15 protein-coding genes are annotated in these 17,950 nt (G+C 44.8%); 11 read left to right on the forward strand and 4 right to left on the reverse strand.

Features of this window, described 5'->3' with window-relative positions; translation table 11 throughout:
- Nucleotides 1-8: 8 nt before the first annotated feature.
- Entirely contained in the window at nt 9-1,520 is a 1,512-nt protein-coding gene (gene gatA, locus HRI96_RS02520; protein ID WP_210117965.1) for an Asp-tRNA(Asn)/Glu-tRNA(Gln) amidotransferase subunit GatA, read from the forward strand.
- Here the strand turns inward: gatA and HRI96_RS02525 are convergent.
- Nucleotides 1,508-4,279: a hypothetical protein gene (locus HRI96_RS02525; protein WP_210117966.1), complete on the reverse strand. Its 2,772-nt coding sequence runs from the start codon at nt 4,277-4,279 to the stop codon at nt 1,508-1,510. The genes gatA and HRI96_RS02525 overlap by 13 nt on opposite strands.
- Before the next feature lie 248 nt (nt 4,280-4,527).
- Entirely contained in the window at nt 4,528-4,959 is a 432-nt protein-coding gene (locus HRI96_RS02530; RefSeq protein ID WP_210117967.1) for a MarR family winged helix-turn-helix transcriptional regulator, read from the reverse strand.
- 61 nt (nt 4,960-5,020) lie between these two features.
- Here HRI96_RS02530 and HRI96_RS02535 point away from each other — a divergent pair, with 61 nt between their 5' ends.
- A complete protein-coding gene (locus HRI96_RS02535; RefSeq protein WP_210117968.1) occupies nt 5,021-5,809 on the forward strand; it encodes a hypothetical protein in 789 nt (262 codons plus the stop codon).
- Nucleotides 5,810-5,911: 102 nt separating this feature from the next.
- On the opposite strand, the gene HRI96_RS02540 is transcribed toward HRI96_RS02535, so the two are convergent.
- Both HRI96_RS02540 and HRI96_RS02545 read right to left on the reverse strand, forming a co-directional pair.
- Complete coding sequence (locus HRI96_RS02540; RefSeq protein WP_210117969.1) at nt 5,912-6,985, reverse strand: hypothetical protein; 1,074 nt, start codon at nt 6,983-6,985, stop codon at nt 5,912-5,914.
- A gap of 21 nt (nt 6,986-7,006) precedes the next feature.
- Nucleotides 7,007-7,603 carry a TP0733 family outer membrane beta-barrel protein gene (locus HRI96_RS02545; RefSeq protein WP_210117970.1) on the reverse strand — a complete coding sequence of 199 codons (597 nt, stop codon included), beginning with the start codon at nt 7,601-7,603 and terminating at the stop codon, nt 7,007-7,009.
- Nucleotides 7,604-7,811: 208 nt separating this feature from the next.
- Between HRI96_RS02545 and HRI96_RS02550 the strand changes: the two genes are divergently transcribed.
- The 9 genes from HRI96_RS02550 to HRI96_RS02590 all read left to right on the forward strand — a co-directional run bounded on the left by HRI96_RS02550 (nt 7,812) and on the right by HRI96_RS02590 (nt 17,922).
- A complete protein-coding gene (locus HRI96_RS02550) occupies nt 7,812-8,765 on the forward strand; it encodes a bifunctional 5,10-methylenetetrahydrofolate dehydrogenase/5,10-methenyltetrahydrofolate cyclohydrolase (protein ID WP_210117971.1) in 954 nt (317 codons plus the stop codon).
- A gap of 29 nt (nt 8,766-8,794) precedes the next feature.
- Nucleotides 8,795-9,610, forward strand: coding sequence for a GTP cyclohydrolase FolE2 (gene folE2 / locus HRI96_RS02555; protein ID WP_256729277.1), 816 nt, complete (start codon nt 8,795-8,797; stop codon nt 9,608-9,610).
- A 47-nt stretch (nt 9,611-9,657) separates the two neighbouring features.
- Entirely contained in the window at nt 9,658-11,067 is a 1,410-nt protein-coding gene (gene miaB, locus HRI96_RS02560; RefSeq protein WP_210117972.1) for a tRNA (N6-isopentenyl adenosine(37)-C2)-methylthiotransferase MiaB, read from the forward strand.
- A gap of 344 nt (nt 11,068-11,411) precedes the next feature.
- On the forward strand, nt 11,412-11,849 hold the full coding sequence (locus HRI96_RS02565; protein WP_210117973.1) for a radical SAM mobile pair system MarR family transcriptional regulator: 438 nt from the start codon (nt 11,412-11,414) through the stop codon (nt 11,847-11,849).
- Nucleotides 11,846-12,535, forward strand: coding sequence for a radical SAM mobile pair protein A (locus tag HRI96_RS02570; protein WP_210117974.1), 690 nt, complete (start codon nt 11,846-11,848; stop codon nt 12,533-12,535). The genes HRI96_RS02565 and HRI96_RS02570 overlap by 4 nt, the downstream gene beginning before the upstream one ends.
- The gene (locus tag HRI96_RS02575) at nt 12,523-13,431 is read left to right on the forward strand and encodes a radical SAM mobile pair protein B (RefSeq protein ID WP_210117975.1); all 909 of its coding nucleotides are present in this window, start codon (nt 12,523-12,525) and stop codon (nt 13,429-13,431) included. The genes HRI96_RS02570 and HRI96_RS02575 overlap by 13 nt, the downstream gene beginning before the upstream one ends.
- Nucleotides 13,432-13,769: 338 nt before the next feature.
- Nucleotides 13,770-14,243, forward strand: a complete 474-nt coding sequence (locus HRI96_RS02580) for a cyclophilin-like fold protein (RefSeq protein ID WP_256729278.1) — start codon at nt 13,770-13,772, stop codon at nt 14,241-14,243.
- Between the two features lie 199 nt (nt 14,244-14,442).
- Entirely contained in the window at nt 14,443-15,498 is a 1,056-nt protein-coding gene (locus HRI96_RS02585; protein WP_210117976.1) for a family 20 glycosylhydrolase, read from the forward strand.
- Nucleotides 15,499-15,927: 429 nt separating this feature from the next.
- Nucleotides 15,928-17,922 (forward strand): DEAD/DEAH box helicase, encoded by a 1,995-nt coding sequence (locus HRI96_RS02590; protein ID WP_256729279.1) that lies wholly within the window; start codon nt 15,928-15,930, stop codon nt 17,920-17,922.
- The last annotated feature ends 28 nt before the right edge of the window (nt 17,923-17,950 follow it).

Here is a 17,950-nt window from a genome sequence, read left to right on the forward strand (position 1 = left end):
GGGTTATAATGAAATATACTATAAACGATATCCGTTCCCATCTAAAAGAAGGAAAGATTACCAGTTTTGAATTGGTAAAGAAATCCATCGAAACTTTTGAACAGGATAAAAAATCCGCTCTTGCGCTCAACGCATTCCTTGAAATATACGACGACGCATTGACAAAGGCAAAAAAATGCGACGATGAAATTTCTTCGGCCCGCTCTGCCGGCCATGACGCCGTTTGTAAGCTTTTTGCCGAAAAACCGCTTTTAGGACTTCCTTTCGCCGTCAAAGACAATATTTCAGTTAAAGGCAAGCGCCTTACCTGCGCAAGTAAAATTCTTGAAGGTTACGTGGCGCCGTACAGCGCTACGGTTATATCCAGACTCGAAGCTTCCGGCGCCGTTCCGTTAGGCCGCTGCAATCAGGACGAATTCGCCATGGGGTCTTCTACGGAATATTCGGTTTACGGGCCTACGCGCAATCCCGTTAACAGAGAATATGTTTCAGGCGGGTCTTCAGGCGGACCTGCTGCTGCGGTTGCTTCGGATCAGGCCTTGTTCGGACTCGGAACCGAAACGGGGGGCTCCGTGCGGCTTCCGGCTTCTTACTGCGGAATTTACGGGTTAAAGACAACTTACGGAGTGTTGAGCAGGTGGGGCGTCGTAGCTTACGGCAGTTCTTTGGATCAGGTAGGAATTTTAGGGCACACTCCCGACGATATTGCGCAGCCCTTGTGCGCCATGTGCGGAAAGGATTTCTATGACGACACGAGCGCCGATCTTTCCGGAAAGGAATTTTTATCGGCGCTTACCCCTTACAACGGCGGAGATCTTTCAAAATTGAAGATAGCCATTCCGCGGCAATTCCTTGAAAACAAAGGACTTGACGCCGACGTTGAGGCCGTGTTTAAGTCTACGCGCAAATGGTTTGAAGAGCAAGGAGCGAAAATCGCCGATGTGGATATTCCCGTGCTTGACGCTTCCATAGCCAGTTATTATGTAATAGCACTTGCCGAAGCCGCTTCAAATTTGAGCCGCTTCGACGGCATACGCTACGGACTTCGAGTAGATCCGGGCGAAGGTTACGACGAGCTTTACATAAGAACCCGAAGCGAAGGTTTCGGCCCCGAAGTTAAAAGGCGCATTGTGATCGGCAATTACGTTCTTTCAGAGCAATTTTCAGGCGATACTTACAAAAAAGGAATGACCGTAAGGGCTCGCATACAGCGTGAAATGGCGAAACTTTTTGAAAGTTACGATATTGTCCTTTGCCCCACGTGCCCGACTACGGCTTTTAAGCTCGGCCAAAAGGTTGACGATCCGCTTGAAATGTATTTGAGCGATCTGTACACGACGTTTGTAAATCTTGCAAGAATTCCGTCGCTTTCGGTTCCTGCGGGTAAAGCCGCTTCCAGCGGCATGCCCGTGGGCATTCAGTTTGCGGGGCCAATGTTCAGCGAACTTAAACTGCTAAAGATCGCAAAGTCTTGGGATAACAGCCATACGGGCTGCGGCTTTCCGTGTCAAGGTGCATAATCGGGCTCAATATCGTATTCTTCGTCTATTTCTTCCGCAAAGTCGTCCCATTTTTTACCTTCGGACAAACGGGTTAAGGCCGTAAGATAGGAATTACCGTACATAAGATAAATCTTTAAAACGCGCCTGAAACTCATTCCCGTATTTTTATCGGTAAGAAGTCCTATTACGGCCTTGCGGCAGTTCAATATGTTTTGAAAATTTAAAAACAAATTTCTGCCGCGGCGGCTCATCTTTTTTAAGACGGAAATAAGAACCGTTCTGGCATGCGGCTGAAAAAGCCAAAAATAAAAGAAATCAAGCGAATCGTACATCATGCTTTTAAAAAGCCTTGAATCTTTGTCTTTTACAGTTTTAACCAGCGTTTCAGGAAATTTGAAAAGTTTTACCAGATTTTTTTTAGGAAACATGAATTCAAGGCGGGTGCATGTTTTTTGCATTTGGTAGAGTTTTTTATCGTAATCGGCGTTTCTCAGATCTATGTTTTTTTGGCGGGTACTCAGTCCTTCAATAACGCCCCCTATGGTATCCGAAACCAGCTTTGAAATTATAGCCGCCCATCTTTGAATTATGTCCGCTGCATCAAGGCCTGCCGCCGTAAGTATAACGCCTAACATAGAACTGAGCGCAAGCGCAAACGGGATCGAAATAATGCTTCGGAAAAAATTTGCTATCACGTCGCTTTTGGGAAGCCCGCGCAGAATATTATGAGAGGAAATATAAACTCCGTTTACAAGCGATATAACCGTGTAAGTCAAAAACGGAGCCGTCGCAACCGTTATATTGTATTTTTCTTTTAAAAGCCATGTGGTAACAAAATAATCCAAAAGCGGCACCGACCAGCCCGTATACATAAGGGAATCCGCGATGCGGCTCCAGTCGACGTAGCTTGTCCAGTGCAAAAGGGGAGACCTTTTTCTGCTGTCTCCGCTTACCACCGCTTGAATGATGTTTCTCACTCCCGTTATGGCAAACCATATTACGGCGCCTAAGAATTTTAAAACCCACCAGTCTTTTGTAAGGTAAAACGACAAAAACGCCGGTATAAAGCCGCTTAAGATTTTTATCTTGTTTTTTACGCCGGTGTTCATGTATTTCCAAGTGTACAGCAGCCCCTTGCGTTTTTTTACATAGGAATTTGACTTTTGCTTTTCATACGCGGCGTCGTATTCCCCCAGCGCCACAAGGTTGTTTTCGCCTTTAACACAATTTTGTTCTGTGATCCATTCGCCGCTTATTTTTTTTAACCTCGGCCTAAAATGCGGGATAAAAAACAATCTGCGATCTTCCGCAGGCCGAAAATTTTCACGGTACAAGGTTTGTATGTGCACGGGAAGAAGCCTTCGCTCCTTGTTTTTAAGCACCTGTATTTGCGCTCCTATGGGGAGGGTTTCAAGAAGCGCGAATCCCATCCCGTTGTGCTCTTCACTCGCTTTGCCGACAGAATTGGAACCCCACCTGTCGTGCAGGGTTTTGTATTCATAGAACAAAAAAAAGTCGCTCAGATGAGAGAGTATCTTATTTAGGTATTTTATGTGACGCATGACTTCACCGCTCTGCATTTTCGCTTGAGCATTCGTCTTCGCCGCCGCTTCGCTTTTATTTTCTTTTTGATTTTTTACGGCAAAATCCGGTTGGGTGCCCTGATACGGAGCTTGCGATTCTTTAAGCTTGTTCAGCATCTTTTTTATTATGCGTTTGAGTTTTGCGGTGTTTTTTTCATTTATGCAGCAGATTATTTTTTTTATCTTTGCCGCATAGGATTCTTCCTGTTCGTAAAAATTTTTAGTATTGAATATTTCGATATTTGAAATTTTTCCCTTGCATTCAAAAAGAAGTTCAAGAACGTCCGTGTCCGTAAGTCCGTTAAGATTTAAAGTTATGCCGTAGTTGGAAGAAAGCTTGTTTATGCGTTTTATAAGATCCATGGGAGAATTGTATTTTATTCGCGTCGGGGTGTTTTTTTGATTGTCCCAAGCGGCTATAGCCTTTTTGTTAAAAGCTACGACGTCGCTTCTATCTAAAAAAGCGCACCAGTGCTCTACGTCAGGAAGATCTTCCGGTATCCATATGAAATTTACAGGCTTGCCGTTAAAAAGGACTATGTTTTCTATTCCCACTTTTACCTTGATCGACATGTAGGCCGCCGCGCTGAGAAGTTCGCGCACGGCTTCCTTGGGAGCGTATCCGTAATAGATCACGTTAAGCTGTTTTATTCCCTTTATCCATGCGTCCATGATAAGGTAAGTCGGAGTTTTTCTTCCTTCCGTATATGAATCGTGTACGTGATAATCGAACGCTATTTGATTCCACGCTTCGGGCATTTCAAGAAGATTGTATTTTTTTAGGTACTTTCTTACCGTGCACGATCTTGCCCGTATAAGCATTGAAAAATCGTGCAAAAGCTCAAGCTGCTCGGTTTCGTCTTCGGAGCGAACCAGCTCTTTCATCATGCAAAGAAGGATGCGAGCCGTGTTTACGGGCATGGGATTTTCGCTGCAGAGGAGAACTTCGTCGCGCAGCGAATGCAGTGCGTTAAGTCTGTCGTCTATAGTGCCCTTGTCCATGGCATGCAGCAGCAAAAGAATCAATTTTGCAACGCGGATCTGTTTGCTTTCCAAAAGCTCTTTTATTCCGTGCGGATGAAGATGCGTGTTTTGTATCAGTTCGTCGGAATTTGCAGATATGCTGTCTTTTACCGAAGAAAAAAATTCAAGCGTATTTTTGTCAGATTTATCAAATAAAAATGTTTTTTTCATAACAAACAATAATTGTATCACAGAATATGAGCATGTGCAGCAAAAAAATGCGAAAAATGCGCCGGCACGTCATGCACAGCACACGTGGCAAAAAAACGCGGGGCTTGTACAGCAAAAAGTGCGGCCTGTGTCACGATATGCGCCGTCATAAAGTGCCGCTTGTGCCGTGACATGCGGCGGCACGAGAGACTTTGCGCCGGTGCGAAGTTTTGGCGCGGTGAACAAGTGTGCGTGCCGGCGTGATGATTTTAATCAAAGTGCGACGATATCCGCAACAAAAGATCGTAAACCTGGCGCCGCTCGTCTTGCGTAAAATCCTTGTAGAATTTTTCGATCAATTCCGTTGAAAGCTTTGCCGTAATTTTGTTGTATTCCCTTCCTTTCGCCGTCAGCATTATAAATTTGCTTCGGCCGTCGTCTTTGTTTGCAAGAGTTTCCACAAGTCCGCTGTTTTTAAGTTTTTGAACGAGTGCTGTTGCCGTAGACTTGTCGCGGTTTATGCGCTTTGCCACTTGGCTCATGGTAAGTTTTTCTTCCTTCGAAAGCAAAAACAGTATAAATCCGTGCGACGAGCTCAAATTCGGCAGACCGTGCTGATTAAGCCTCAAGCGTAAAAAGTCCGCCGCCGCCGAGTGTATATGTGAAACCAACGAAATCGTTGAAGAAATATCATATTCCATAAGAAAAAAGTATATTGTTTTTTTTCTTGAATGACAAATATAAAACGGTTATACTTTTTGCATGTACGGATTTTACTTAAAAAAGAATTTTTGCGACGGCTGGGACAACGCGGGCCAGCTTATAATAGTGAACCTTGTGATAATCTTATATGCGGTTCTGGCGTTTTTCGTGTTGACCCTTGTCGCTCCGCTAAACAGCGCGCTCGGAATGTCCGCCTTTATCGTCGCCTGCGGCGGCGCGGCGATCCTTGTGACGGCCTATTCCGAACATGCTTACCGCATAGCTTGTTTTGAAACCATACCCATAAGCGATTTTTTTTCGGCAATACCCAAATGCGCTAAAGACGGTTTTTTGTTCGGCGTTTTGTGCGGAACATTGGGCTCCGCCTGTTTTATAGGAATTCCCGGCTATCTTTCTATGAAAAACCCCGTAGGGCTGGTTTTGGGCGCAATGCTTTTTTGGCTTGGAATTATAGGAGCTCTTTCGCTTCAATGGTTTATTCCTTTGCGCGCCGCCATGCACGACGATTTTAAAAAATGCTTAAAAAAATGTTTTTTGATCTTTTTCGACAACACTTTTTTTTCAATCTTTGTAGGAATTTATACCTTTTTGCTGTTTTTGCTTTCGTTTTTTTTGTTTTTTCTTATTCCCTCTGTGTCGGGCATACTTTTGGCTCAAACAAACGCTCTTCGATTGAGGCTTTACAAGTACGACTATCTTGAACAGCATCCCGAACTTAAAACAAGGTCGGAACGTAAGAATATTCCGTGGGACGAACTTATAGCCCAAGATAAAGAAACCTTGGGGCCGCGCCGGTTCCGTTCTTTTATTTTTCCGTGGAAGGACTGAAAACCCGCCGTGTGCCGCGATCTTCGCTTTTATCGCCGCCCCTGTAAAAAAGTTTTTATTGAATTTTTATGCCGGCTGAATTAAATACCGGCGCACTTTGACTTATTCTCTGTTCCATTTTCCGCGGCTGGCATAGTAGCCCCAAAGCCCTATGTTGTTAAAGACCGCAGAAGTTGAAGATGAACTTCCCGAATAATCCACTGCCGCGTATATGGAATTTCCGGCTTCCGTTGCCTCTGGATCTACTGCAAGTATGGCCCACACTTCATAATAAGAAGACAATGTAGACGACGCATTTGAAAAATCATTGTTTATGCTGCCCGCCGGCGCGTTTGAAGAAAGGGCGCATCTTTGGTAGCCCCTGCTGGTTCCTAAAACCAGGTAGTCGCCGGTATACGACATGGAATAAATTGTAGCGCTTCCCACATCAAGTCCCGTCCAGGAAACGGGAGCTGTGGACGTGTGATATATGTGGTCGCCTTCGGCATAGTACATGTGGGTTGCAGCTAAAGTAGACGTTTCATTTGTTACGGAGGCGGCCGAATTAAAAAAATAGGTTTTGCCGTCGGAAGGGTTAAAAACAGCAGACTGCGTGCTTGAAGTAGGAACTGTAGATGCGTTAGCCGATCCCGTCGTCACAATAGAAGGAGCCGATGTTCCGTTAAGAAGATATACGGAAGAGCCTATCCGCACATAGGCTTTTCTGTTTGTATTTCGGACGGCGTTAGTGCAAAAAAGGATGACAGTTGTGTTGCCGTCTATTTCATGAACGGTAGACCACGCGCCGCTTATGCCGCTTTTGCAAACAAGGGAGGATCCGACTCTTACCCATTTGCCTTCAGTCTCATCGTTTGCCCACTTTGCTAAAAGTGCGTAAATATATGTGACGTCCGCCGCCAATTTTACCGCGGTGCCTTTTAAAGTCGGGTCCTTTGTCCAATCGGTGTGGTAGCCTATCGATGAATCTTTATAGTAGACGTTTCCGTTTTGGGTAAGAATGTACTCCGTCCCGCCGTCCTTGTAGCGAACTATGGAATTTATATGCCCTCTTACGGTCAGATCTTCAAGTTTTATTTCGTCCCGAATCGTATTAAAAATCTCGTCCTGACAACCCGTAAAAAAAACAACAACCGCTGTTACAAAAAACGCAATTACGGCTAGGTTCTTATTTTTCATCTTCAATTTCCTTAAGAATAGTTAAAAGTGGTATCTGGCGATAAGACCGACCGTAAGAAAAAGGCCGTAATCGTTCCATTCGGGATGCTCTACGTACCATTGCGGCATGTAAATATATTCGGATTCAATGCCGAACGACCAGTTTTCCATTACGCGGTAAAAAGCGCCCGCCTGCGCCTTCAGGATGAGCCCCGGAAAATAATTTCTGTTGAGATAGCTTTCAAGCGCGGCTCCCACCCCCAGTGTGATCGGAAATTCAAATTTTCCGAAGTACGGCTGGAATGTTCCGGTAAAAGTCATGGGCACGTAAGTGAACATATTGCTCCCTATCGTCGGGTTGTAGCCGAACTGCACGTCAAACCCCAGCGCAAAGAACTCCGTCAAAAATCTGTGATAACCTATCTCGGCCGCTCCGCCCGTGGACAATTTATCGCTGAAATTCTGCGGAAAAACGCCCATAAGGGCGATTTTTATGTATTGGTCGCCGCTTCCGTTCATTTTATAGTCATAGGACGGTTCGTAATAGTCCCCGCCGTCGTCTTCGTCGCCGGACTTTTGCGCGTACATAAACGACGCGCTTAAAAAAATGAGCAGCAGCGAATACAAAAATCGTTTCATGCTTAAGGTATCCTTTATTTTCAGTTAAAGATCTTCAAGATCTCATTCCGCCGCCGGAACTCTATGCGTCATAGAAGATGCGCGCCTTAAAGCTGCGGATAGAATTTTTCACAAAGATCGGGTATATTTTACTTATATTATATTTTTTTAAGCCTTTTATCAACTTGTAAACCTTTATGTTTTCGGCAGGTTACACAACGGAGAAATAATGAGCGCGGCTGTTATAGACGGAAAAAAAATTGCAGAGGATATCAGAGCGGATATCGGTAAAAGAGTTCTTGAACTTAAGAAGCGAGGAATTATTCCCTGTCTTGCTGTCATCCTTGTGGGTTCGGATCCTGCAAGCGTTTCTTATGTTACGGGGAAAAAGAAGGCGCTCGTCGAAGCGGGAATGAAAGATCTTTCCTTTCGGCTTCAGGAGGACGTTCCCGAGCACGAGCTTTTGCGTCTTATAAAAAAACTGAACAAGGACAAAAGCGTTCACGGCATTCTTGTTCAGCTTCCGCTTCCTGCTCATATAAGCGAAGAAAAAGTTCTTCTTGAAATTTCACCTGAAAAAGACGTAGACGGTTTTCATCCGTTGAACGTGGGCAAGATGATGATAGGAAAAAAGGCTTTTTTGCCCTGTACGCCGCACGGGATTCTTATTCTGTTAAAAAAAAGCGGTATTAAAACCGACGGCGCTCATGCCGTAGTTATAGGCCGCTCGAATATCGTAGGGAAGCCCGTTTCCGTTTTACTTACGCAAAAAGAATATAATTGCACGGTTACGGTTTGCCATACGGGAACGAAAAACCTTTCTGAAATTACTCGCAGCGCGGACATACTGATCGCCGCGGCGGGAAAACCTTTGACGGTAACGGCGGACATGGTTAAAAGCGGCGCAGCCGTAATAGACGTGGGAGTCAACAGAATTCCCGACGGCTCTAAAAAATCAGGCTTTCGCCTTACGGGCGACGTTGACTTTGAGCGGGTAAAGGAAGTCGCTTCGTATATTACTCCCGTTCCGGGCGGAGTAGGGCCTATGACGATTGCGATGCTTCTTTCCAATACGCTCGAGGCGGCACAAAATGTTGCGGTCGGCGCTCGTGAAACAGCTCAAAACGCTGCGGCCGGCGCCGATTTAAAAAAAACGCCGCCCGCCTCGTCTGAAACCCTGTAAAGACGGCGGCAACGGCGCACAAGGATAATATGACGAATAAAAATTCAATGCCGGACATACAAAATGAAAGCGACTTTCGTAGGATCCCTCTGCAGAAGGTAGGGGTAAAGGGCGTAAAATATCCCATTCAGGTTTTGGATAAGAGCAAAAAGACCCAGCACACTACGGCCGACGTGGAACTTTATGTAAACCTTCCTCATCATTTTAAAGGCACTCACATGAGCCGCTTTATTGAAATTTTTCATAAGTACCATAAGAATTTAAGCTTAAACCGCTTTCTTTCAATGCTTGAAGAGATAAGAAAAAAACTTGAAGCCGAACGCGCTTACGGAGTTGTGACCTTTCCTTATTTTATTGAAAAACACGCTCCTGTCACAAAGGAAAGCGCAATAATGTGCTATACGTGTTCTTATGAAGGCGCCGTTGGCAAAGATTTTCATAATTTTTTTATTTCGGTAGACGTTCCCGTTACAACTCTTTGTCCGTGTTCCAAGGCGATCAGCGACAAGGGAGCGCACAACCAAAGAGGCCGCGTGCGCGTAAAACTTTTGTATTCGGATTTTTTTTGGATCGAAGATTTGATTTTTGCCGTTGAACAATGCGCTTCGTCTGCGTTATATTCTTTGCTTAAACGCCCTGATGAAAAATTCGTTACGGAAAGAGCCTACGACAATCCCCGCTTTGTTGAAGACATAGTGCGCGAAGTCTATCTGGCTCTAAAGAAATTTCCAGTGGAAAGGCCGTTCGCTTGGTTTTGCGTGGAAGCGGAAAATGAAGAGAGCATACACGCTCACAACGCATATGCCTGCGCCGAATACGGAAGCTATGAACCCTTTCAAATTTGAAAGAATCTGCCCTTCGGCAAACGCCGCAGGATCTATTAGGATATTTAATGACTTATTATTTTGAAACATACGGCTGTCAGATGAATTTTGCCGAATCCTCCGCTGTGGAACAGCTTTTTCTTGCCAGAGGATGGACAAAGGCTGCTTCCGCGCAAATAGCCGATTGCGCAATAATAAACACCTGCTCAGTAAGAGCTACGGCTGAAAACCGTATTTTCGGCCGTCTGGGCTGGTTTCAAGGACTCAAATCTTTACGCAACTGCGAACCCGGTGCAAAATCCAAAAGCCTTGAAGTCGCTGCGCGTTTGGTTAAAGAGGGGCCTAAGCCGATCACGGTGATAGTTATGGGCTGCATGGCCGAACGTTTGCTTCATTCTTTAAAGCAAGACTATCCGGTAATAGACTATGTTGTAGGAACCTTCGCCAAGTCGCAGTTCGGTCGCATAATAAGCGAAATTGAAGGAAGAGATCTTCCCACCGACCTTGACAATTCGGCTAAGTACAAGTTCGCTCCTCTTTCTTACGAGCCGGGCGCTTTTACCGCCTTTGTTCCGATAATGCACGGCTGCGATCATTTTTGCACTTTTTGCATAGTTCCCTATGTTCGCGGCCGAGAAGTTTCCCGCCCCGTAGAAGAAATAATCAAGGAAATAGATGTTCTTTCTTCTTACAAGGTAAAGGAAATAACGCTTTTAGGTCAGACCGTAAACGCATACCGCCACGAAGGATGCGATTTTGCGTCTCTCTTACAGCGCATAGCGGATCACCTTAAGCAAACTTCCTCTTCAATCGAGTGGGTAAGGTTTGTGTCAAGCCATCCTAAAAATCTTTCTCCTGAAATACTCGACGTTATCGCGGCGAATCCTGTCTTGTGCCGTCACATACACCTTGCGGTTCAGCACGGATCAAGCAGAATTTTACAGAAGATGAACCGCGGTCATACCCGCGAAGAATATCTGGAATTGGTAAGCCTCATGCGTAAAAAACTTCCCGATGTGTCGTTGACTACGGATATAATGATAGGATTTCCCGGAGAAACCCAAGACGATTTTGAAGCGACCCTTTCTTTGATGCGCGAAGTCCGTTATGAAGCGGCTTTTATGTATTATTTTAATCCGCGTGAAGGAACGCCTGCGGCGAAATTTCCCGATCAGATTCCTCTCAAGGTTAAAAAAGAACGCCTCCAAAAAGTGATCGATTTGCAGCTTGAAATTACCAGAAAAGAAATGGAACTGCGCGTCGGTAAAACCGTAAAGGTTCTTGTTGAAAGCGTTTCGCGAGACGATAAAAATGAACTTTTAGGGAAAACCGAACAAGACGAACGCATAGCTTTCCCCGCGCGTCAATCGCTTATAGGAAAATTCGCTCAAGTGCATATAGACGGACTTTCAGGCAATACGTTCCGAGGGACGCTTTTGTCAGGCGGCGGCTGCGCAAAACGCAGCACAATCGAATAATCTACGACATAACCTCAAATCCGCCGGCTACTATTGAGTGGGAGTAGAGTAACAAAAATGTTTCTTCCGTAAAATCGTTGAAAATACAATATTACAACGGTTTACGGAAGCAAAAAGCTCCTTAGTGATACTGTTTTGATACTAAAAATGAGAAAAAGTAGGTTTAAAAGGAAGTTGTTGAATTTAGATAAATTGTTTAGAAAGCCTTCCATCATTTTGGTGGGAGGCTTTTGTGGAAATAGTGGTTGATAAATTTGAATTTACCTCTATTTAGACATACAAACTGTTGGCAATAAAGCTCCTATATAGTATGATTTGATAAACTACTATATAGGAGCTTTTGTATGGAAATGAATGGAGGATTTCTTGTTACCAAAATAAAACAGCTTGGAGACCGGATCTTTGAGAAGATTCTCAGTGAAAAGAATATTGATGCGTTCAATGGAGCCCAGGGGCGTATTCTTTATGTGCTGTGGCAGGAGGATGGAATCCCGATTGGGTCACTCTCGATCAAATGTGGATTAGCGATAACTTCTCTTACGACGATGCTGGAAAGAATGGAAAATCAAGGGCTGATAAGCCGCGTTCAGTCTGAAACGGACAAAAGGAAAATACTCCTGTTTCTGACTGAGAAAGCACATGCCGTAAAGGACGAGTACAATTCTGTATCTGATGAGATGGGCAGTATTTACTACAAAGGTTTTTCAGAGGAAGAAATTACCCGGTTTGAGGAATGCCTCGACCGTATCAGAAAGAATCTTGAGGATTGGCAGGAGTCATGAGTATTTGTATCAAAAATCAGATTCAGAACATGAATATCGTCATCGGCTGCACAGTGGGGTGTGCATATTGCTATGCCCGCAACAATGTGAAACGCTGGCATATGATTGATGATTTCGCTGTTCCTGAGTTCTTCTCGGGTAAGCTCAAGATGATGGAAAAGAAACGTCCGCAGAACTTTCTTCTTACCGGCATGAGCGATCTCTCCGGATGGAAGCTGGAATGGAGAGACGAGGTATTTGCAAAGATCCGTGAAAATCCACAGCATCAGTTCCTGTTTCTTACCAAGCGCCCCGATCTGCTGGATTTTGATACCGATCTGGAAAACGCATGGTTTGGCGTTACGGTAACGAGGAAAGCAGAACTGTGGCGTATTGACGCGCTTCGGAGAAACGTCAGAGCAAAACACTACCATGTTACCTTTGAGCCGTTATTCGACGATCCCGGTACAGTTGGCCTTTCCGGAATCAACTGGATCGTTGTCGGCACCATGACTGGAGCTCAGAGCAGGAAGGTTCATACGGAGCCGGAGTGGGCATGGTCTCTGACGGACCAGGCACACGCGCTCGGCATTCCGGTGTTTATGAAGGAAGACCTTGTCTCTATCATAGGGGATGAAAATATGATTCAGGAAATGCCGGAAGAATTCAATAAAGTGTTGGAGGTACAGAGATCATGGCAGAAGTAATCGATGGAATCCTCATTGGTGAGGTGGAAACAAAGAACATCATGACCAAGTCCGGTCTGCCGGTAGGCGGTTACTCGGTCAATCCCTATGTAGGCTGTACACATGCCTGCAAGTATTGCTATGCTTCTTTTATGAAGCGCTTTACCGGACACAAGGAGGAATGGGGCACTTTCCTTGATGTGAAGCATTGGCCGGAAATTAAAAATCCGAAGAAATATGCCGGACAGCGGGTGGTCATCGGTTCTGTGACGGATGGCTACAATCCACAGGAGGGGCAATTCGGGAATACCAGAAAACTTCTGGAGCAGCTGATCGGCAGTGACGCAGATATTCTAATCTGCACAAAGTCTGATCTTGTGGTACGGGATATCGATCTGCTGAAGAAGCTTGGACGAGTAACCGTTTCATGGTCGATCAACACACTGGATGAAAATTTTAAGAACGATATGGACTCTGCTTCGAGCATTGAGCGTCGTATCGCTTCTATGAAGCAGGTATATGACGCAGGGATCCGTACAGTCTGTTTCGTATCCCCGGTATTCCCCGGTATCACGGACTTTGAAGCGATCTTTGAGCGGGTAAAGGGTCAGTGCGATCTGTTCTGGCTCGAAAATCTCAATCTGCGGGGCGGTTTCAAGAAGACGATTATGGATTATATCGCTGGAAAATATCCTGACCTTGTACCGCTTTACGATGCGATCTATAACAAGCATAACCGCAGCTACTTTGAAGCACTTGAAGTAAAAGCTGAGGGAATGGCTAAAAAGTATGATTGTCCCTTTGTGGATAATGAAATGCCTTATGGCAGAGTCCCGCAGGGACATCCGGTGGTCGTGGATTATTTCTATCATGAGGAAATCCGAGGGACAGAAAATACCGGAAAAAGAAATCGTTAAACAGAAATTGACCGAGCTCTTTGAACGAGGGAGACTCCTTGTCCGAAGGGCGAGAAGGTGCAACCGAGAAGACTTAGAACAACTCCAGTTTGTCTAAAGCATCAAACAGCATAAAAAGCACATGACTTTAAGATTGTAAAATCTTTCAGCTATGTGCATTTAATGAGCAAAGAATAAAAGACTATCAAACAGGAGCATATGAAAGGGCAGGTGGAGTAGTCGATCCACTTCCTGAAGATGCACCTCAGTTTGTAAAAGATTATTATGCTTATTATAAGACAGAGCGTGGTTATCATAGCAGGTCGCTTAATTCCAATGAGGGATGGAATACTATAGGGATGATATCTTTTCTAAACCAACCAATTCTACAGTATAGTAATGAAATCCGTAGTGCTGTACTTATCGTTCATGGGGATAAGGCACATAGCTATTACTTTGGAAAAGATGCCTATGAAAATATGATAAAAGACATGCAAATAGATGGCACTGTACTTGATGTTGAATGGGAAAACAATAATACTGTAAAGGAACTAAAGGAAGAATTAAAACAAGGAGAGGTAACCATCCGGTTATCTAAATATAGCGATTTTGAGCAGGTAGGAGAATTGGGTAAAACTTACTCCTCATCTGATAAAAGAATTGCAGCAGAAGCCGGAGATATAATGCTGTACTCCGGAAACAAAATAGTTGTATTTTATGGAGCAAACACATGGGAATATACTCGAATTGGGAAGATTAAAAATTTAAGTAAGGAAGAAATAAAGCGATTATTAAGCAATAGTGATGTGGTATTAAAGATAAAAATGGAATGATTATGATAGTAATATTTTTAGTATCATTATTGATACTGTTTTGATACTAAAAACCTCTAAAACCACAAAAAATAGGTATAAAATGTTTGGTTTTAGAAACTTAATAGATACTGACAATACATAAAAGAAACAAATATGCTATGGTAATTATTGAGTGGGAGTAATGAAGGCGGTACTCTAAAATAAGGGGAGGTTCATTATGACAGCAAAAACTCTCAAAAAAAAAGCAATGGTACCCTTATTCTTGCTGCTTTTGCTTTTATCGCCGGCTGTTTATGCTCAAACAAAGGGTGTGCCGGAACAAGAATTCGTCATTGCTTTTCATGCAATTGTAAATACCGACAAAACAGGTAAAAACCTCATAAAAGAGCTGCCCGGCTTACAAAAACGGAGAATCAACACGCTTTTTCTTCAAATAGGCTACAACTATCAATGGAAAAGCGACCCAAAACTCTATAACAAATACGTGCTTTCCGAAACCGTCGCACGCGAAATTGCAGCCGAATGCCGCAGGCTTTCCATCGACCTCATCCCGGAAATAAACTGCCTCGGCCATCAATCGTGGAAAAACGAAACCTTTGCCCTGCTCAGAGCTTACCCCGAACTGGACGAAACGCCGGGCCTCTACCCCGGCAATAAGGGTATTTATTGCCGAAGCCTCTGCTCTTCCAATGAAAAAGTTTACACAATTTTATTCGATTTAATCGACGAAATTACCGAAGTTTTTTCGGTAAAAAAAATACACGTCGGCTTGGACGAGGTGTTTTTGATAGGCGAAGATAGCTGCCCTCTTTGCCGCGGAAAAGACAAGGCCGAGCTGTTTGCCGGCGCTGTGAACAGACTATACGATCACTGTGTCAAAAAACGGAGACTTACAATGTATATGTGGGGCGACCGCCTCATCGACAGCGAGGATGAAGAAAGCGTTTATAAGGGCGAATACGAAAGCTCGTGTAACGGCACCTATCCCGCCGTCGATCTTATTCCCAAAGACATTATCATCTGCGACTGGCACTACGACGAACTGGAACGCTACGGCTCCATTCCCTATTTTTTGAACAAGGGCTTTCGCGTCCTGCCGACAAGTTTCAAGGGCATTAAAGCGGTAAGCGCTCTCATCGACTATTCGTTTTTGTACAAGGATAACCCTGCTATGCTCGGGCACATGTACGCGGCATGGGACAATTTTACAAATAAGAATCTTGCGCGATATAAACCGATGATCAAAACGGTCGAAAAATTAAAAGAGTACTGATTTTAAAAAGAAAACTATCCGTCATCGTAGTGTCACTCATCTTTCTGACAAATATTTTTCGGGTTTTATTTATGTCGCTCTGTTTACGCGAAAATCCGACGGCAGAATGCCTGTGTAGTTTTTGAACTGCACGGAAAAACTTCCCGCATTTTCATAGCCGAACCGTTTTTCTTTTGTAGGAGGCGCTCACAAATCCTGCGCCTGCTCGGATTTGTGAGCTCTTGTAATTATTCCTCTTATTATATATATTAGCGGAGCACGATCAAAGTAGTTAATGTGCGGATCTTATCTGCGTGTTATGCCTGCCTCTAATGCACGGTCTGTCTAAACAGCGGCTTTAATTTCCTTGACATCGATATTAAATGTTTTTGTAAGGAAAGGAATAAAATATTTTTGCGTTTCCGGCGGTTCGTCACACAGTATTGTAATATGCGGCAAGTTTTTCTTGTCGCCGGGAAACGGATGGAAACGGAAGAAATCTCTTTTGAAGACTTGGGTCTTGACGAAAAGACCCTTGTCGCTGTTACTAAAAAAGGCTTTGAAACGCCTTCTCCAATTCAAATTTTGGCGATTCCCCGTCTTTTAAACGGCGACGCCAATATCATTGCAAAGGCGCGCACAGGCACCGGTAAGACGGCGGCTTTCGCCCTCCCTCTTATTCAGGAGCTAAGAGAGCAAAGCGACCATGTGAGAGCTTTGATTCTTGAACCTACGCGGGAACTTGCCGTTCAGACTTGCACTGAAATAAAGTCGTTTGTTTTTGATAAATATCCCAGATCGGCGGTCGTTTACGGCGGCGCTTCCATGGGAATGCAAATAAAGGACTTAAAGCGCGGAGCGGAGATCGTCGTGGGAACTCCGGGGCGTATTCAGGATCATCTTGAACGCGGCAGTTTGAACATTGAAAAAATCGATTATTTTATCCTTGACGAAGGCGATGAAATGCTTGATATGGGGTTTATCGAGGATATCGAAGCCATTTTTGCAAAGGCGAATCCTTCAAGCAGGATTCTTTTGTTCAGCGCGACTATGCCCGACCCCATTCTCAAGATCGCTCATAAATTTATGGGCGAATATGAAATAATTGAAGAAGAAGGAATAACTGAAGAGCCGCTCTTAATTGACCAAAAATATTGGGTTGTGCGTGAAAATGAAAAGATAGAGGCTCTCGTACGCCTTATAGATATTTCTCCGGACTTTTACGGCCTTGTGTTTACGCAGACTAAGGTCGACGCGGACGCCGTAAGCCGCATGCTTGACGAGCGCGGATACGAGGCTTCCGCTCTGCACGGCGATATTCCGCAGCTTCAGCGCGAAAAAATCCTTATGCGATTCAGAAGCAAAAAAACGCGCGTCCTTGTGGCCACGGATGTAGCCGCCCGCGGCATAGACATTACGGGGTTGAGCCATGTTGTAAATTATTCTTTGCCCTTTGACGGAGCTACTTATGTTCATCGCATAGGCAGGACGGGGCGCGCCGGTTCGTCGGGATGTGCAGTAACCTTTGTAAGGCCTGACGAACGTAGAAAACTTAAGTTCATGCAAGCGGCTGTGCGGCGCGCAAGCAAGGGTGAAATGATCGAAGAAGAAATTCCTTCCGTAGATGCAGTTATTGAGGCAAAGCGTAAACGATTGTTCGATGAGATTAAAGTATCTCTCGGTGTTTCCGAGCCTGCTGAGGCGGACAGTGTTCGGAACGGCATATCCGAACGATGTGGGGAAGACGATCTTCTCGGCAGCGTTTCCGATCCTTCCGGGGCAGGCGGTTTCAATGGCGGCGTCTCTGAGGCGACCGTTTTGGGCGATCTTAACGATCCGGAAAATCCCGTAAAGGCTTCTTTTGTTTTTGAGAACCTCGCGGAACAGTTATGTTCCGGTATATCTTCGAATCCTAAAGAGATTCTTGCGAGAGTACTTGAAAATTTTTACGGTAAAACTCTTGACAGATCGCGCTACGGTTTGATTTCTTCGGTAAAATCTTACGGAGAAGGCGGTCAGATAAGATTGTTTGTTCAGCTCGGCAGGAGGGACGGATACAATGCACGTTCGATAGCCGATTATTTTAGCAATTTGCTGCATATTCCCGGACGTATGGTCGATGACATTGACATATCTTCAAGTTTCAGCCTTGTAAGTTTGCCTGTCTCGGCTGGAAAGAAGGTTCTTGAAATGTCTCGTAAAGACAAGGGTTTGCCTCACATGCATGTTGACAGTAAATCCGGCGGAGGCTTTGTCTTAAATTCCCGTACCGGTCGAGAAGGCAGAGCCGGGCGAGGAAAGTACGGCAGAGCTTTTCCGAACGACGTGCGTTCGCCGTCAGGCAGGGCTAAAAGGCGGGCGGGCAAGGGGTTGCACAAAGCCGAAGAGCGTAAGGGCGGCGCCGAACTGTATAAAAAAAAGAAATCCGGCGAGGAAAGGTTTTAACGCTTTTTAAGAAGCACGCCTTGCTGCC

It is taken from the genome of Treponema parvum (genome assembly GCF_017893945.1).
Lineage (GTDB): Bacteria > Spirochaetota > Spirochaetia > Treponematales > Treponemataceae > Treponema_D > Treponema_D parvum_A.

What these genes read in the sequence shown, in the direction of transcription:
- HRI96_RS02550 (WP_210117971.1), top strand. Translation starts at nt 7,812, where the DNA reads ATGAGCGCGGCTGTTATAGACGGAAAAAAAATTGCAGAGGATATCAGA.
- HRI96_RS02575 (WP_210117975.1), top strand. Translation starts at nt 12,523, where the DNA reads ATGGCAGAAGTAATCGATGGAATCCTCATTGGTGAGGTGGAAACAAAG.
- gatA (WP_210117965.1), top strand. Translation starts at nt 9, where the DNA reads ATGAAATATACTATAAACGATATCCGTTCCCATCTAAAAGAAGGAAAG.
- HRI96_RS02590 (WP_256729279.1), top strand. Translation starts at nt 15,928, where the DNA reads ATGCGGCAAGTTTTTCTTGTCGCCGGGAAACGGATGGAAACGGAAGAA.
- folE2 (WP_256729277.1), top strand. Translation starts at nt 8,795, where the DNA reads ATGACGAATAAAAATTCAATGCCGGACATACAAAATGAAAGCGACTTT.
- miaB (WP_210117972.1), top strand. Translation starts at nt 9,658, where the DNA reads ATGACTTATTATTTTGAAACATACGGCTGTCAGATGAATTTTGCCGAA.
- HRI96_RS02585 (WP_210117976.1), top strand. Translation starts at nt 14,443, where the DNA reads ATGACAGCAAAAACTCTCAAAAAAAAAGCAATGGTACCCTTATTCTTG.
- HRI96_RS02565 (WP_210117973.1), top strand. Translation starts at nt 11,412, where the DNA reads ATGGAAATGAATGGAGGATTTCTTGTTACCAAAATAAAACAGCTTGGA.
- HRI96_RS02545 (WP_210117970.1), bottom strand. Translation starts at nt 7,603, where the DNA reads ATGAAACGATTTTTGTATTCGCTGCTGCTCATTTTTTTAAGCGCGTCG.
- HRI96_RS02580 (WP_256729278.1), top strand. Translation starts at nt 13,770, where the DNA reads ATGATATCTTTTCTAAACCAACCAATTCTACAGTATAGTAATGAAATC.
- HRI96_RS02540 (WP_210117969.1), bottom strand. Translation starts at nt 6,985, where the DNA reads ATGAAAAATAAGAACCTAGCCGTAATTGCGTTTTTTGTAACAGCGGTT.
- HRI96_RS02535 (WP_210117968.1), top strand. Translation starts at nt 5,021, where the DNA reads ATGTACGGATTTTACTTAAAAAAGAATTTTTGCGACGGCTGGGACAAC.
- HRI96_RS02570 (WP_210117974.1), top strand. Translation starts at nt 11,846, where the DNA reads ATGAGTATTTGTATCAAAAATCAGATTCAGAACATGAATATCGTCATC.
- HRI96_RS02530 (WP_210117967.1), bottom strand. Translation starts at nt 4,959, where the DNA reads ATGGAATATGATATTTCTTCAACGATTTCGTTGGTTTCACATATACAC.
- HRI96_RS02525 (WP_210117966.1), bottom strand. Translation starts at nt 4,279, where the DNA reads ATGAAAAAAACATTTTTATTTGATAAATCTGACAAAAATACGCTTGAA.